This window comes from Paenibacillus sp. JT22N1 (assembly GCF_059692155.1).
In genome coordinates this window covers 160295-176520 of the sequence record NZ_JCAUAW010000005.1, presented here as the reverse complement: position 1 = coordinate 176520, position 16226 = coordinate 160295, and the positions used below count along the sequence as shown (strand labels likewise).

At 45.7% G+C, this 16226-nt stretch carries 15 protein-coding genes; 8 read left to right on the top strand and 7 right to left on the bottom strand.

Features of this window, described 5'->3' with window-relative positions:
- Positions 1-14 precede the first annotated feature (14 nt).
- From AC58UU_RS11910 to AC58UU_RS11895, 4 genes are all read right to left on the bottom strand, one after another.
- A complete protein-coding gene (locus AC58UU_RS11910; protein ID WP_497315829.1) occupies positions 15-737 on the bottom strand; it encodes an anti-sigma factor domain-containing protein in 723 nt (240 codons plus the stop codon).
- A gap of 4 nt (positions 738-741) precedes the next feature.
- A complete protein-coding gene (locus AC58UU_RS11905) occupies positions 742-1308 on the bottom strand; it encodes a sigma-70 family RNA polymerase sigma factor (RefSeq protein WP_057304934.1) in 567 nt (188 codons plus the stop codon).
- A 157-nt stretch (positions 1309-1465) separates the two neighbouring features.
- On the bottom strand, positions 1466-3148 hold the full coding sequence (locus tag AC58UU_RS11900; RefSeq protein WP_497315827.1) for a hypothetical protein: 1683 nt from the start codon (positions 3146-3148) through the stop codon (positions 1466-1468).
- A 481-nt stretch (positions 3149-3629) separates the two neighbouring features.
- Positions 3630-4229, bottom strand: a complete 600-nt coding sequence (locus tag AC58UU_RS11895) for a nitroreductase family protein (RefSeq protein ID WP_497315825.1) — start codon at positions 4227-4229, stop codon at positions 3630-3632.
- Between the two features lie 234 nt (positions 4230-4463).
- On the opposite strand from AC58UU_RS11895, the gene ligD reads away from it, so the two are divergent.
- Positions 4464-5348: a non-homologous end-joining DNA ligase gene (ligD, locus tag AC58UU_RS11890; RefSeq protein ID WP_497315823.1), complete on the top strand. Its 885-nt coding sequence runs from the start codon at positions 4464-4466 to the stop codon at positions 5346-5348.
- 29 nt (positions 5349-5377) lie between these two features.
- Here ligD and cls read toward each other — a convergent pair whose 3' ends face one another.
- A complete protein-coding gene (gene cls, locus AC58UU_RS11885) occupies positions 5378-6805 on the bottom strand; it encodes a cardiolipin synthase (protein WP_497315821.1) in 1428 nt (475 codons plus the stop codon).
- Between the two features lie 251 nt (positions 6806-7056).
- On the opposite strand from cls, the gene AC58UU_RS11880 reads away from it, so the two are divergent.
- The 4 genes from AC58UU_RS11880 (at position 7057) to AC58UU_RS11865 (ending at position 11568) form a co-directional block, all read left to right on the top strand.
- Positions 7057-8733: a spore germination protein gene (locus tag AC58UU_RS11880; protein WP_497315819.1), complete on the top strand. Its 1677-nt coding sequence runs from the start codon at positions 7057-7059 to the stop codon at positions 8731-8733.
- Positions 8720-9892 carry a Ger(x)C family spore germination protein gene (locus AC58UU_RS11875; protein WP_497315817.1) on the top strand — a complete coding sequence of 391 codons (1173 nt, stop codon included), beginning with the start codon at positions 8720-8722 and terminating at the stop codon, positions 9890-9892. The genes AC58UU_RS11880 and AC58UU_RS11875 overlap by 14 nt, the downstream gene beginning before the upstream one ends.
- A gap of 2 nt (positions 9893-9894) precedes the next feature.
- Entirely contained in the window at positions 9895-10125 is a 231-nt protein-coding gene (locus tag AC58UU_RS11870; protein WP_497315815.1) for a hypothetical protein, read from the top strand.
- 72 nt (positions 10126-10197) lie between these two features.
- Positions 10198-11568 (top strand): GerAB/ArcD/ProY family transporter, encoded by a 1371-nt coding sequence (locus AC58UU_RS11865; protein ID WP_497315813.1) that lies wholly within the window; start codon positions 10198-10200, stop codon positions 11566-11568.
- Positions 11569-11627: 59 nt separating this feature from the next.
- Here the strand turns inward: AC58UU_RS11865 and AC58UU_RS11860 are convergent, their stop codons facing one another.
- Complete coding sequence (locus AC58UU_RS11860; RefSeq protein WP_497315811.1) at positions 11628-12719, bottom strand: ParM/StbA family protein; 1092 nt, start codon at positions 12717-12719, stop codon at positions 11628-11630.
- Between the two features lie 199 nt (positions 12720-12918).
- Between AC58UU_RS11860 and AC58UU_RS11855 the strand changes: the two genes are divergently transcribed.
- From AC58UU_RS11855 to AC58UU_RS11845, 3 genes are all read left to right on the top strand, one after another.
- Positions 12919-13950 carry a M23 family metallopeptidase gene (locus AC58UU_RS11855; RefSeq protein WP_497315809.1) on the top strand — a complete coding sequence of 344 codons (1032 nt, stop codon included), beginning with the start codon at positions 12919-12921 and terminating at the stop codon, positions 13948-13950.
- A gap of 5 nt (positions 13951-13955) precedes the next feature.
- Positions 13956-14408, top strand: a complete 453-nt coding sequence (locus AC58UU_RS11850; RefSeq protein WP_497315807.1) for a bactofilin family protein — start codon at positions 13956-13958, stop codon at positions 14406-14408.
- 80 nt (positions 14409-14488) lie between these two features.
- Entirely contained in the window at positions 14489-15223 is a 735-nt protein-coding gene (locus AC58UU_RS11845; protein ID WP_497315805.1) for an HAD family hydrolase, read from the top strand.
- Between the two features lie 79 nt (positions 15224-15302).
- On the opposite strand, the gene AC58UU_RS11840 is transcribed toward AC58UU_RS11845, so the two are convergent.
- The gene (locus tag AC58UU_RS11840; RefSeq protein ID WP_497315803.1) at positions 15303-16214 is read right to left on the bottom strand and encodes an ABC transporter permease; all 912 of its coding nucleotides are present in this window, start codon (positions 16212-16214) and stop codon (positions 15303-15305) included.
- Positions 16215-16226: the final 12 nt, after the last annotated feature.

Genomic DNA, 16226 nt, shown 5'->3' with positions numbered 1-16226 from the left:
TGAAATGACGAACATCACGAAGTGCCCAGTATCTTCTTACCGCGCGGCTGCAAACCATTTGGATCCGGTTCTAACGTAACGCCAAAGGAGTCAATTTGGAAATCCTTCACCTTCACAGGGATGCTGTATGTCAGCACACCCGTACCTTTCTCGTCTACACGGAGCGTTCCGCAATTGTATCGCTTCCCGTTTCGGTTATACCACACCTGATAGGCCCAATCCCCTTTGGTTTCCTTAAGACCTTGCAAATTAATGACCACATTGTGGATATCGCCATTTTGCAGCACATAAGCTGTGCCAGAGGCAGTTGGCATTGTACTTTCAACGGATTTCAATTGAAACGTATGCACGATTTCCGCAGGTTGACTTAAAGAAGGGTTGGCTGAAAAGTTTTTTGGTTGTTGATTGTTCCACCATACGCCTACAACGAGGCCTAAGATAATGGCAGCGGCTCCGCCATACACCCATTTATACGAACGTTTCTTCTTTTTCTTGATTGCCTTCAGTTGAGTCGGGATAATAGACTGCATCACCTGTTGCTTCAAATCCGAAGGGACTTCTACTTCCTCCATCTCAAAAGGAAGTGCCTGCCAGACCTCCTGCAGCTCGCTTAATTCTTCCCGGCATGTGACACAAGTTCGCAGATGCCGTTCGAAAGCAGCGCGTTCCCACTCCGTGCAGTCGCCTGTCAAATAATTGACAAGATAACTGCATTCCACAGTCTCCTGTTCTTTCATTACGTCATCCCTCCCTCAGTGATGTCAGATGCTTCCGAAGTATTTTCAAACCTTGATGCAAACGGCTTTTTATCGTACCAAGCGGCTCATTCGTTTGAGTCGCAATTTCGCTTAAAGAATAGCCTTGCCAGTACATCATGTCGATCAATTGAATTTGGCTATCCGACAAATGCACATAAGCCTCTTGAATTTGCTCTCCAATCCACTTACGTGACATCACCGATTCTGGATCAGGATCGCTCGAAATGAGCGTATGTTCCCACTCTCTGGGCTCAAATTGGATCACTTGATCGAGTCTGCGCTTCTTGCGCAAGCAATCGATGGTGATATTACGGGTAACCGTAATCACCCAGTTGACGAATGCACCTTTGCTTGCGTCAAAGCCCTTTTCTGTGGTCCAAAGACGTGTGAAAACAAGCTGGACAATTTCTCTGGCTGCTTGCTCTTCCTTCATGGATTTCAGCGCAAATGAATACACCAGCTTCGCATAGCGATCGTATAGCTCTTCTAAGGCAGGATGGTGCTTAGCCATCACCAGCTTCATGAGCTCACCGTCTGTTCGATTTCGCATAATTCGGTACACCCCGAGTCGAAATGAAGTTTATTATCTTTCTACCTTATCGCCAGCTAGACTTCTTGGCAATAGCTTTATAGAAAAATAGCGCCCCAACGTCGCTGAATCTTCCAGCATGTTGGAGCGCAATAAACCTACAGGGTCGACTAGGAAGTTATCTTGCTGTGGTTTGAGCTGGATCGAGGACGAACCAGACCTTTCCTACATTTTGCCCAGTCGTATCGCCAGGGTTGTGATCTTTGATCCAGTAGTAAAGCGGCCAGCCTTTATACGTGCTTTGTTTCGTGCCATCGTTTCGAGTAAGAGTACCGAAATCACTGCTAGTTAGATCCGTGGAAACCGTAAGGTTCGCATCATAGAAGATCGGCCAGTTAACCAAACATTGGCCAACGCAGGAGTTAGGGTCCGCTTTATCTTTTGTGAACAAGTACAAAGCCATGCCGTTCTGATCCACCAAATACGTGCCAAGAGCGTCGGATTTACTTGTTTTTACAGATGTATTCGTCGCCTTGGTGCCACTGAATTTCGCAGGGTCAATTACGTACCAGACTTTACCAACATCTTGGCCTAACGTGTCGCCCATTTTCTTATCATCTACCCAATAGTACAGAGGGAAACCTTTGTACGTTGTTTGCATTTTACCATCTGCACGAATGAGAGTGCCGAAATCTGCTGAATTAACTCCTGTTGGAGGTGCAATATTCGGTGCGTAGAATAATGGCCATTTCTCTAAGCATTTGCCGGAGCAATTGCTGACGCCCTTCGTATCTTTATCATAGTAGTAAAGTGCCATGCCGTTTGCATCTGTCAAATAATTGCCTAGATCGGTTTTGGTGCCTAACGCCACTCCACCGTTCGAGGGTTTAATAACGAACCAGACCTTACCAACGTTATCTCCTGTGGTATCTCCGGCTTTTTGATCCTTAACGAAGTAGTATAAAGGCCAACCCTTATAAGTCAGTTGTTCTTTGCCGTCAGCACGCACGAACACTTTGAAATCCGCTGCGCTAAACTCTGCAGGAACCGTGAAATTATTGCCGTTAAAAATCGGCCAATTGACCAAACATTGACCCACACAAGAATTAACATCTGCTGCATCCTTTGTAAAATAGTAAAGCGTCATGCCTTTGGAGTCCGTCAGATAACTACCCAACGTATCGCTTTGCTTCAAGCTGAGTTCTGCGTTCTTAAGAACATCGAGCTTAGTCGCACTGATTTTACCTTTATCCGTCAAATCGGCACCTAGCGTTTTCGTAGTTCCTTTGATTGGCACCTTCAGAGCTTCGATGGTTGCTGTAGCGATATGTAAGTTTTTGAATTGCTTCACATTAGCAATCTTCGATAAGCCATTTTTCCCGGCAAAGGTAAATACGTTCGCGTACTCGAAATCCGTGCCTTGTGTGTAGCCTAGCGATTCCAACAGAACCTTATAATACTGCTGCGCTGTAATTCCTGCGAGCGGTTCGAATTTATCGTCGCCGGTTCCTTGCCAGCCTAAATCAGGATGCGCTTTCAAATAACCTAGAATCGCTTGGTTCTCTTTGGAAACGCCGCTAGCATCCTTAAAGTTAGTTGTTCCGGTGAAAGCTAACGCTTCGGCTTCCAATCCTTTTAATCTTAGGGACATTACCGCGGCTTGCAGCCTGGTAGTTGGCTTGTTTAAGTATTCAGCCGTCAGCCCATTGCCCTCTCCTTGGAGGATACCAATATCCCCTGCTATATCCGTTTCGGATTTGACCTTCAGAGGCTCAGCCGCAACAGCTGATAGAGCCGTCACTCCCGCCATAAGACCTAGTAACACTAGGGAAGATACCAATACTTTTTTAAAATTACCCATGCTCGATTACTCCTCCTTAAATTTTCTATCTAAGGTAACGACGTGGAGTTGCAAGCGGTTTTACCATTTGTGAAGAAGGTGGACAATTTTTATTTTTAAGCAACTATACGCTATGGTGAAAGCTCGTTTTCCGCGCTTTCGCACCTGCGCAGCACTTCCCACCTTTTGCTGAGAAGTCCGAAAAGGACTTCTCCAAGCCAGAATGATGCTTTTTAACCACAAATGTATGCTGAGTGAGCCGAAATGGACTTCTCACCGTCGATAAGTAGCAAAGTGTTGCTGAGAAGTCCCTATCTCAGTCACTCCTCGCGGAAAGCTCGATTTCCGAGCTTTCGCACCTACACCTCACATCCCACCTCACGAGTGCTTGGTTTCCAAGCTGCTAGGTTTTTCTTTATACGTACAAAAAGCCACCCCAACGTCAAAGGACGAATGGGATGACTTTTTTATAAGGACGAATTGACGGCTAATCTTACATTTCTTATTGGAAAAACTTCACGCGATTTTCAAGCGGTTGAAACTCTTTATCGCCCGGTGTAAAGGTTGGTTTACCGAATGGCATTTGGGCAAGCAGCTTCCACTCGCTTGGAAGGTTCCACGTTTGTGCAACTTCCTCGTTAATCAAAGGATTGTAATGCTGCAGCGATGCTCCTAGACCTTCTTGCTCCAGTGCCGTCCATACTACAAATTGCAGCATGCCTGAGGATTGGTTGGACCAGATCGGGAAATTGTCAGCGTAAGCAGCAAATTGCTTTTGCAGATTCTCTAATGTCGTTTCATCTTCAAAGAACAACACAGTTCCATACCCGCTTTTGAAACTATCGATACGTTCCTCTGTTGGCGCGAAGCTATCAGCAGGTACGATCTTTCTGAGTGTTTCCTTCGTAATGTTCCACAATTTATCGGATTGCTCGCCGAATAATACAACAACTCTTGCACTTTGTGAGTTAAAAGAGGACGGTGTATGTTTCACAGCCTCGTTCACAATCTCTTGGATGCGTTCATTCGAAACGACCACTTCTTTGCTCAGTCCATAGTACGTGCGTCTTTCTTTTACTGCTGCTAAAAATGAGTTACTCATATTTATCTCTCCTCCGCTTCTATCATCTGATAGAATTAAGTTTTATATACAAATAAGAACTAACTTCTACTTTATATGTTACTTACTAAATGTCACTTACTTTTATTATTATCATGCGAATCCACCTTTTTGTCAAGTATAATTTCATTACCTTTCAACAGGTCGTAGAAGTTTGAGATCCCTCCCTACGGGGAATAATCGGATGTAAATCCATATCAGGAGGGACGAATTTACATGGCGGTCACAACCAAAGGAACGCTGCTCGTGGAAGGGCATGAGCTGACGATTACGAACCCAAACAAGCTTTTATGGCCTGAAACGGGCATTACCAAGGCCGACTATCTCGCTAAATTAACCGAGTTGTCACCTTTCCTGCTGCGTTATTGCCGTAATCGCCACTTAACAACCATTCGTTTCCCTAACGGGTATAATGAAAAATCCTTTTATCAAAAAAATGCCCCCGATCCGGTACCTAGCTTCGTGAAGCTGGCACCGCTGGATGGCATTAATTACATCAATCTTGACTCGTTACCCACCCTGATTTGGCTGGGAAATTTGGCTTGCTTGGAGTTTCATCCTTCCTTCCACCGCATTGGCGACACGCTGCCAGCAGAATGGGTGATCGATATCGATCCTTCGCTAGAGGAAGAGCCGCGTATTATGGAGGCTGCCCACATTATTGGAGAAGTGTTGGATTCCCTGCATATTCAGTCGGTTCCCAAAACCTCAGGGGCTACAGGTGTTCAGATCTACATCCCTATTCAGCATGGTTACACATTTGAAGAGCTTCGTCGTATCGGCCATTTTATTGGCGCCTTTGTCGTGAAAAAATATCCTAATCTTTTTACCATCGAAAGGTTCAAGAAAAATCGCGGCGATAAAATCTACGTAGACTACCTGCAGCACTGGTATGGAAAAACATTATCCGCTCCTTATACACCACGCGCCAAAAAAGACGCCTCCGTTTCCACCCCCCTGTTATGGAAAGAGGTTGAGCTGCGTCCTAGTATTCGTGATTTCAATTTACATACGGTGATGAACCGTTTGAGAACGTATGGCGACCTCATTGAGAAGGTTCCTCTACAAAATTTGAACGCCATATTAGAGCGTCTTAAATAATTTTAACAGCCTTTCACAGAACTACTCTCTTAGAACAAAGGGGATAATAATCGGGCAATGACTTCCTTCCCCTTCTCCATCCGGGACCTCCTCTCAAATTGGGCTAATTTCAATTCAACACTGTCCTTCAAATCCATTAAAAAGTCAGTCTCTAAACGCTTAATAACATCCTTATTAAACATAACGGCATTCAATTCAAAGTTGCTGAAAAAGCTGCGCATATCCACGTTCGCCGTACCTACTGTAGCCATTAAATGGTCAATAATCATGACCTTGGCGTGCATGAAGCCTTTGCGATATAAATAGAACTGTACCCCTGCCTGCATCAGCTCCAGCAGATAGGATCTTGATGCATACTGCACGATTTGCGAATCTGATTTGTAAGGGAGAATAATACGGACATCGACACCGCTGATAACCGCCGTTTTGAGTGCCATAGTGATACTGGGATCTGGAATAAAGTATGGCGTTGTCATATAAATTCGCTTCTTAGCTGCTATAATACCTGCAAAAAACATCTCCTGAATAGCATCCCAGTGAGCATCTGGACCGCTTGAAATGACCTGAATCAAAGAAGCTTCCGGTTCATTATGCTCAGGAAATAACGAATCTTCAACCAAACGCTCCCCGCTAACGAACATCCAGTCTGTCATAAAGGTCTGCTGCAAATAATACACCGAATCACCGTGCAGCATGAGATGGGTATCCCGCCAGAAACCAAGCTTTCGATCTTTCCCTAAGTACTCATCGGCAATATTAATACCTCCAACGAACCCCACCAAGCCGTCAACAACAATAATTTTCCGATGATTGCGATAGTTCATTCGTTTATCGAAGAAGGCAATGAGCGGCCGCAAAAAAGGATGCACTTCAACTCCAGCTTGCTTAAACTTATTTATGTAAGCCGCAGAAAGCGTATAGCTCCCTACCCCGTCATAAATAACTCTGACCTTGACACCCTCCTTCGCCTTACGGATCAACGCTTCTTGAAATCTCACCCCAGTTTTATCATGTCTTATGGTATAAAACTCAAAATGAATATGATTTCTCGCCTGTTCGATCGCCTTTAACATAGCCTCGTAAGTGACTTCCCCATTGGTCAACACCTTAACTCGATTCTTCGGAGTGATGGGTGAGCCCGGAACGTTATGGAGCAATCCACAAAGACGCGGCTCCTCGAAAAGCTGATAACTCCCCGCATTCGTCGCAATCGCAGCAGTTTCCTTATACATCCATTGATGTTTAATTTCATCCATTTTACGACGTCCTTTACGGCGAACCATCTTCCTTTGGCTATATTCCTTAGCTAAGAAATAGTACATGATAAATCCGATGATTGGAAAAATAAACAAAACAAGCAGCCACGCTACCGTTTTAGCTGGTCGTTTGTATTCGCCGATCAGAATCGTGGCGGTCTGAAAGATGAATAGCAGCAGTAGTATCACAACCCACAACAAAAGCTCCATCTCCTCTGCCAACAAAGATAAACGACTTAACCTGTATCAAGGACGATCCAATTAGTCCAAATTTCCCCGTAATTTCTCGTCCTGATAGCTTTTGCCAAGGGCTTCTCATCTATACCCATCCCACAGTCTGGGCTCGACTGAATAAAATTTTCCAACTTTCGTAATAAAATCCTTTCATTTCGTGAAAAATATGAAACGCATTCCTATAATCTTCATCCAGATTGCAGCAGGAGGGCCCTCGCATGGTTAAAGCATCCAAACAATTGATGAAAAGTATCCTGCGTAAACGCCCATCAGATAGGCTGGGTGAGAATGATGAACAATCTGAGCTAAAGGATTCGTTAGACTACCACTTCATTGAAGAGCTTAAAGAGACTAAACTATCACTCCTTCTACATGAAAATCATGAATTTATTAAAGCCATGTTTCAGGACTGCTCTGATGTTGTCGTACGTGAATTCGAGATCGAACCGCACATTCCGGCACTACTTCTCTTCGTTGATGGACTAATTAACACCCAACTGCTCAACGAAACGATGAAATCGTTAATGATTCTGGGTGGCGGCCAAACAGCGATCGACCGCATCGCAGGTACGATACTGCCGGTGTCTCAGACACAAATCTCCGATAATTACGGAGACCTGCTCGTTTCTGTTTTGGGCGGAGACACCGCCCTGCTCGTGGAAGGCAACGCGAAAGCCATCCTGCTCGGCATCCGCGGAACAGATAAGCGCTCCGTCGGCGAGCCGGAGACGGAAACGGTCGTGCGCGGACCGAAAGAAGGGTTCGTGGAGAGCATTCGCACGAACACCTCTATGATCCGCCGCAAATTAAAGACGCCTAGATTGAAGATGAAATCCATGAGTGTCGGTAAAGAGAGCAATACCGCTCTCGTCGTCTGCTATCTCGACGACTTGGCAATGCCCTCTCTTGTTGAGGAAGTGGTCAAGCGGATTGAGCAAATCAAGATCGATGCCATTTTGGAATCAGGCATGCTCGAAGAACTCATCCAAGATGAATGGTATTCGCCATTTCCACAGATCCAATACACAGAACGGCCAGACGTTGTTGCCAGTGCTCTCCTGCAAGGACGAGTGGCCATCCTCGTTGATGGCACACCCTTTGCGCTAGTCGTTCCTTTCGTATTCATACAGGTTATGCAAGCGAGCGAGGATTATTATGAACGATACCAAATCGGTACACTATTACGCTTGCTGCGTTACATCTTCTTGTTTCTGTCGCTCACGGCACCTGCTCTGTATGTAGCTATAACGACGTACCACCATGAACTACTACCGACAACACTGATGTTAAGTGTCGCTGCCGCCCGCGAAGCGATTCCGTTCCCTGCCGTTGTTGAGGCGTTAATCATGGAAATTACATTCGAAGCCTTACGAGAAGCAGGTATTCGATTGCCCAAGGCGGTCGGCTCCGCTGTCTCCATCTTGGGTGCGCTCGTTGTTGGACAAGCCGCTGTCCAAGCCGGCATCGTATCCGCACCGATTGTCATCGTCGTATCCATTACTGGGATTGCTTCATTCACCATCCCGCGTTATAACGGCGCTATCGCCATTCGGATGCTGCGTTTTCCTTTTCTAATCGTTGCCTCCGTATTCGGTTTCTACGGAATTCTCTTTTGCTTGATGATTTTATTTGGACATATGGCGAATTTACGTTCCTTCGGAGTGCCTTATTTATCCCCATTAGGACCGTTATCCGCTGGAGACTTACAGGATTCGCTGATTCGCTCTCCTTTGTGGGCGATGGAGAAACGTCCTGCATTTATGGCGATTCAAGACACACAGCGCATGGATCACAAGCTGCCTCAGCAAATCAAGGAGGACGGAGGCGTAGACGGAAGCAGAATTCAGCATGAGCATAAAGCGAGTGAGGAGGGCAATTCAAATGACTCATCGTAGGCGTCTTTTTGTGTTTGGGATGATGATCACCCTCGTGCTGACATTCCTGACAGGCTGTTGGGATCGTACCGAAACCAACGATATCGCCTTTGTGCTCACCTCTTCCATTGATCTGGAGGACGACGGCAAGTATCGCGTTACCTATATGTTACCCCTCCCCGGTTCCATGGGCGGCGCCAGCGGGGGTGGAGGCGGTACGAGCGGAGGCAAAAGTTACTATATAGATTCAGAAGTCGGAACGACGATACGCGAAGCAACAAGCAGGCTGCAAATGCGAATGTCGCGCAGACTGTTTCTATCACATCGGCGAACGATCGTCCTAGGCGAAAAGCTTGCCAAGGCAGGAATCGGCATCATGTTTGACGATGCGGCGCGCACACCGGAGAGTCGGCTGACCTGCTTTCTCGTCGTGACGAAGGGCAAAGGCTACGACCTGCTGAATGCGGAGCCCAAGTTTGAACGTTTTCCCTCCGAAGTCATTCGCGAAATAACTAAATCGCGCCGCGCGATGGCGACATCCACGAAGGATATTGGCATTTCGCTTAGCTTTAACAGTGATCCTATTTTGAGTTACCTCGAAGCCAAGGAAACCCAAGGAACTAAGAAGCCCTCTCAAGAAATTCAGCTAGTTGGCTATGGTCAGTTCAAAGGAGACAGAATGGTTGGCATTTACAAGAACCAGGAGGCGAATGGACTCATGTGGATGAGAAACCGTGTTAGAGAACATCTTCTCACCTTTCCGCTCGAATCAGGCAAAGATATCTCCATTCTCGTTAAGGAAGGACATACCGAAATCAAACCTATACTGCAAGGGGACAAGGTCATCTTTCAACTTACTCTAGAGGCTAAAGGGGTTATTGGTGAGGATTTATCCGAACAAGCTCTCAACAAGCCGGAAGCCATCCACAAGGTGGAACGTAAATTCGCAGAGCAAGTGAAGAAATGCGTCCTAGCCGCCATTAAGCAAATGCAAGAGGAAGGGACCGATTCAGCACAACTGGGATTAATGATTTGGAGGAGCCATCCTAATACATGGAACAACGGTTTAAAAACGCAGTGGCGTGAGGTGTTCAAAGAAGCTGAATTCCGCATCAAGGTGGAAGCCTCCATCACCGAAACCGGTCTTATCAATCAGAACGTGACCAAAGATGGGAGATAGCGATGAACAGCATATTTATACTTAGTTTTCTTTTCATTATGATTACCAGCCTTCTGATAGACCGCAAGCTACTTAAGCATCAGAAAGGCAATGTAAAGGTAACGTATGGGCTAATTACCTTTGTCACATTCGTACTCTTTATCACCAAATATTTACACATACCGATTCCGATGCCATCGCGCTTCTTTATCCACACGGTCTCCCCTTGGTTTAGTCATTTAATGGGCATTTGATTGCAAATTAGCATCAATAACTCAATGATTCAGTGATCAGCCCTTGCAGCAATTGAAAAGGCGGTGTCTTTCATGGATAAAAAACAAGTGATCAACCAGAGACAGCTGGCATGGCTGGCCTCATCCGTCATCACAAGCGGAGGCATCTTTACGTTGCAAAATGTACTGATTCGAGTAAGTGAGATGGATGCGTGGTTCAGCTATATCCTATCTGTTTTCTATATATTTGTGATTGCAGCCTTTTTCGGATATTTAGTGAAGATGTTTCCCAAGCTGAACATTTTCGAAATATCCATACATTTGCTGGGGCGCTGGGGCGGTACTGCCGTCAATCTCTTGATTTTGTTCCACTTCTGGCAAATTCTCGTGCAGGATATGGCTGCCGCGTCGAAATACAATTCCACGTTGTTGCTGCATAACACACCCTTGGAAATCTTAGTTCTGATGCCCTGTTTGTATCTGATTTATTTTGGGAGAAGCAGCGTTGAAATCGTCGCTCGCGTCAATGACATGTTCTATCCTCTCTTCGTCATCGCGACTTTGTTGATGCCGCTCTTGCTGTCGAACGAATTCAATCTTCGGCTCGCTATGCCCGTTCTCACAATGCCGTTCAAACAATTGGCCTTCAGTAACCTACTTCCCATCGGAAGCGCGGGTGATATTTTCATTCTCGGCGCCTTTCTGCACATGATGTACAACGCCAATCAAATCCGTTCCGCAATCCGACACGGGTCCCTGCTCGGTATTTGCCTGTTCACGCTTCTTATTTTTTTGGTACTTACCGTTTTGGGACCCAAAATGCCAGCGAACTTCGTATATCCCGCTTACAATTTGGTGCAAGTGATCCATGTGACGGATTTCCTCGATCGGCTAGACATCGTTCTCATGACCATCTGGTTACCCGTACTAGGTTGCAAAATGATCGCGATTTATTTGGCGATTCTCTTAGGCATTAGCTCAGTCATCAAGGAGCGCAACTATCCCATCATTAACAAGCAGGTTGCCCTCTTGGTGGCGCTTACGACGATTCTATCGTTCAAAAGTATCACTGAGGTGCTCGCCTTCGCGAATTTCAGCATGCCGCTCATCGTACTGGGATATCAGCCTTTCGTGATCGGCATCCTCTTCGCTGCCGCGAGGATCAAGCTCCGGAAGCAGCCACAACCAGCGGTGCAACCCAGAGACAATGGGAATTCTAATATTGCCCCTCCTAAACAGATGACCAAGATCACTGCGCGATTTTCTTACAAGCAATGGGTATGGCTGGGCAATATCCTGATGGTTTTTTCTACAGTCTGCATTGTCATCGGACTTGCCTTCGGCAAGTATAAGCCTATCATGAGCACCGCCTGCGCAATGTGTTTTGCTTGTTGTTTATTCCTTACGGTCCTGACAACTTATATGGAGGTGAACCTTTCGAAGCAATCAGAAGCCGGTAAATGATTTTGTGGCAAAAAAATGCATAAAAAAAACGCACCCTCATAAACAGGTGCGTTACATGGCTAGACAGGAACTGATTGGCTTAACCGACTTTTGGCCACTTTCAAGTAGCCATACATATTTAGAAATTCGCTTTCATTCGCGAATCGCAGTTTTAATGACCCTGCGGCTTCTTGGATATAAGGTTTCAGCGCTGATGCGCCTCCACCAATCACATAGAAGCATTGAATATCGGGATATTTGCGCCAGCGCTTTTTGATCATCTCGATCATACGCAAAGCCGCGCGGCGGAAATGCTGGTCTACGATCGGTCGAATATCGACCTGTCCTTCGCCAAGGAGTTGAATCGTAAATTCACGATTCTTCACACGCTGCACCAGCTTCGCACGGCTTGGAAACACGTAGCCATAAGCATCTTCGACATCGCGAATAACGGCATCCAGATAGGTAGCGATGCCAATTTGCTCGCCATGGCTGAAGTGATTGTCAATGGCCATCCGTTTGATAACAGGGAAGTCCGTTGTCAGCGCACCGATCTCGCAAACGCCGATGCAGCCGTTGTAAATCTCTTCATCCTTGACTTGCAAGCTGTCGTGCGTAGCCAAATGGAACATTGCTGCCGCTCCTTCAATGGAGACTGCAACCTTGCGAACCGATACTTTAATTTTGCGGTTTTGGAATTGTGGAGTGGATAGAAACGTCACTTCATGCTCACCAAGAAGTCTCTGCTCGAATTGCTGATTGAACTTCGCAAACGCACGAACAGGCAAACCGGTTCCAAGCGTATACTCGATTTCGTCTACATTTCCGTACCCAGCATTAAAGGCTTGGTTGGCGAGACCTTGATAAGCTAATGCAGTAAGCGCAACAATAAGGGATTGATCCGATATCGCTTTATTATCCGTGTCTTCAAGCTCCAGGTTATCTTCGTGTTCCAAAGCAAGTTGTCCGACGAAATAGCGTTGATTTCTTTGAGAAAGGGACGGGCTGTAAATCATCACATCCAGCGCTTTCAACGGGGAATCCTCTTCCTGCAAAATATGCCTTTCGTATCCCGGCGCAATGATATTCGGGATCACTAACGGTTCTCTAGAACCATCTAGCACCAGTTTAATACTATCGTTCCCTATATCGATACCTGCAAGCTTTATCATTAGTGGCTACACTCCATATCTACAACTTCCTGTATTTGTTAAGTACATTCGATTATATCCGACAAGATTCCTTCCTACTTTCGACTCATTTTATCTAGGACTAGTAGGTATTAAGAAGGTTTTTATCAGAATATGACGAATGAAGTACAGGAAACGCAATTTACCAAATTCAACCACGACAGGAGACAATTAAGCCTTTATGAAGCTCAACTGGAAACCCAAAAAACTGACGCTAGTCATCATTCCAGATGCCAATCAATCGGTCGTCAGGTTTCGTATTCCCCATCTATTCGCTTATATCGCCGCAGCATGCTTATCCGTGCTACTGCTAATTTCTATAATCACTTATGTAATGCATGCAAGCACCTTGAAAAAGGCTAGTGCTCTTCAGTCTAAGCTAACTGGAGCTAATCAGCAGTGGAGTGCTGCATTAAATTCCAAAGACAAGGCCATCGAACAATTACAGAATGAAGTTATTCAACTGTCTCAGCAAGCCGAACAAATGAAAACACAAGTTGAAGAGATGAAGAAATTCGAAAGTGATCTCAAATCGATTGCCGGGATCGACGCAAACACAACCGGCACAGCCGTTGCCAGCACGTCATCCAGCAAACAGGATAAACCTGCGGATGCAGATGGAAAGCTCCCTGCCCTTGATAGCGGCATTGGCGGAAGTTCTAATCCAGCTTCTCAGGAGGACATCATAAAGCTTGGTGAGCAGACGTTAGCTTCCTTCACGGCACTTAACAGCGAAGTGAAGGAGCTGCAAACCAGCTTAACCGTAACGAAACAAAAGGTTACCGACAAGCAGCAATTACTTCGCATTACCCCAACCCTGTGGCCGACTACCACAAAGGTCGTCACATCAACGTTCGGTTACCGTACGGACCCTTTTACGCATCGTCCAAGCTTTCATTCCGGCATTGATTTCGGTGCCCGTGAGAATGATCCTGTCTATGCAACAGCAGACGGCAAAGTCGTCAGCACCGGGAGTGATATGTTCCACGGCAACAATATCGTCATCGAGCATTCTAAGGGATTACGCACTTGGTACATGCATTTAAATAAAATTTTAGTGAATAAGGGAGATTCGGTGGAAAAAGGTAGTTCTATAGGCCTAGTCGGATCCACGGGACGCAGTACTGGACCTCATCTGCACTATGAAGTACTCAAAAATGGGGAAAGCATCGATCCCAAACCTTATCTCAAAGCGAATCGAAAGGATGAATAACCGCCATGTTTAAGAAAAAGAAAGACTTCATGAATCCGAATACAACAGATACTTTAATTGGAGAAGGTACAACCTTTGAAGGCCGCATCAAATCAGCAGCGAGCATTCGCATTGAAGGCGGCATTACAGGTGATATCGAATGCGCTGGGGATGTTATTATAGGGGAAAATGGCGTAGTAAAATCCAATATTTCTGCAAGAGACGTTGTACTGGCAGGAAGCGTACAGGGTAACATCATCACCAAGGGCAAGCTGACGATTACTTCTACAGGTTCCCTTCAAGGCAATATCAGCGCGGCTTCCTTTATCATAGAAGAAGGTGGACTATTCCAAGGAAACAGTAAAATGGAATCGAAAGCATCAACAACTGCTCCTATCCAAAACGGTGAGCAAGACAATGGGAGTAAACCTGCCTCATCCGCTAATGGGGCATTTAAGGGGAATACGGTGGCTATGTAAGGGTCTCGCCTAGGATTGGAGCTAGGCGCATGATATAATAGTTGGAAATTCATTTCTAACTGATGCAGGAGACAAGGCCTATGAGAGAACAGACGATACTTTTTGATCTTGATGATACGTTGGTGCATTGTAATAAATATTTTGACTTCGTGATTGACCAGTTTATCGATCTTATGCTTACTTGGTATTCTGGGCACGGACTTAACGCGCAGGATATCAAGCAGAAGCAGCTCCAAATCGATCTCGCTGGCATCCACATTCATGGCTTTATGCCGGATCGTTTTCCCAAATCATTTGTTGAGACATACCAATGGTTCGCCGCACAGTATAACCGTCCAACTAATGTAAAAGAAGAATCATGGTTGTTGCAATTAGGCCACACTGTTTATGAATATACAGCAGAGCCTTATCCGCTTATGAACGAAACACTCGATCATCTCCAGCAAGCCGGACACCGACTGTTTCTATATACAGGTGGCGATGCAACTATCCAAATGAAAAAAGTGAAGGATTTGAGCTTAGACACCTACTTTGATGATCGCATCTTTGTTACGGTGCATAAGACGAGAGAATACATGGAAACGATCATGAATGAACAGCGTTTTGATCGCAATCACACATGGATGATCGGCAACTCGATCAAGACGGATGTACTGCCTGCGCTGCATGCCGGTATCCACTCGATTCACATTCCAGTACAGCAGGACTGGGAGTACAACACAGGAACCATTGACATCACTCCTAAAGGGGCGTTCTACCAGTTGAACTCCTTGCAGGAAGTTCCTGATACCATCCACGCGTATATTCAAAAATGAGAAAAGGACGATTCCAAAGGTTTCATAACCTAGGAGTCGTCCTTTTTTTGTATCCGTTAGTCTCTAGACCACACGATTATCAGGCGGCTACATCGCGTCTGCGGAATATTTCCCAAGAGAGCACAATAAACAATAAGAAGTAGAAGAGCAGCACGGTTATAGAGAAACCAAGCGTCATCCCTTCTGCCAGTGGCTGCCCCTCTAAGTAGGGAGTGAGATCTGTGTTGGCGAATAAAAAATATTTGCCCCAGCTGTATCTCATCAGCAATAGCGTAATAATTTGCCCCGCGAACATGATGAAAATGCTAAGGCCAATAGCCAATGAGGAGCTGCGAAATACGGTCGAGATCATAAAGGCCATCGTCACGATCATAACGAGCTCGATCAACTTTAGTCCATAGGTTGCAAACACATACACCAGCATACTTCCTTCCTGAACTTGTCCTGCTGCATTTACAGTCAAGTGCGGAAGATTTAGACTCTGAAATCCGTAGAGAAACCCGTTCACAATCAGAGAAGTAATAAACATCACAATCAGCAGAGTAGCTGCAAACAGCAGCGTTGTTAGATACTTAGACAAGAGAATTTTCGCTCGACTCGCAGGACGAATGAGCAGCAGCTTAATTGTCCCCCATGTAAACTCACCAGCGACCATATCTCCGGCAATGATTACGGTAAATAACGTAACCATGATGATTAATCCTGCTGCGCTTAGCGTGCCACCCCATAAGGTGTTATCTGTCGGAGGGTAATTATGATCCAACATGTACTGCTGGAGTGCTATGTCCTCCTTCATCTGCTGTTTAAATTTGGCCGGCACATCCGGATTTTCCAGCTCTTTCTGATTGTGCTCAATCGATTCCGATGCTCTGGTCTTCCAGCCTTCGTCATCAGTCTGATAGCCCGAATGTGAGAACAGTGCAGCTAATACGACAATGACAATCAATAATCCACCTAGAATCCAAGTTCGCAGCCTACGATAAATTTTCATATGTTCATTTCG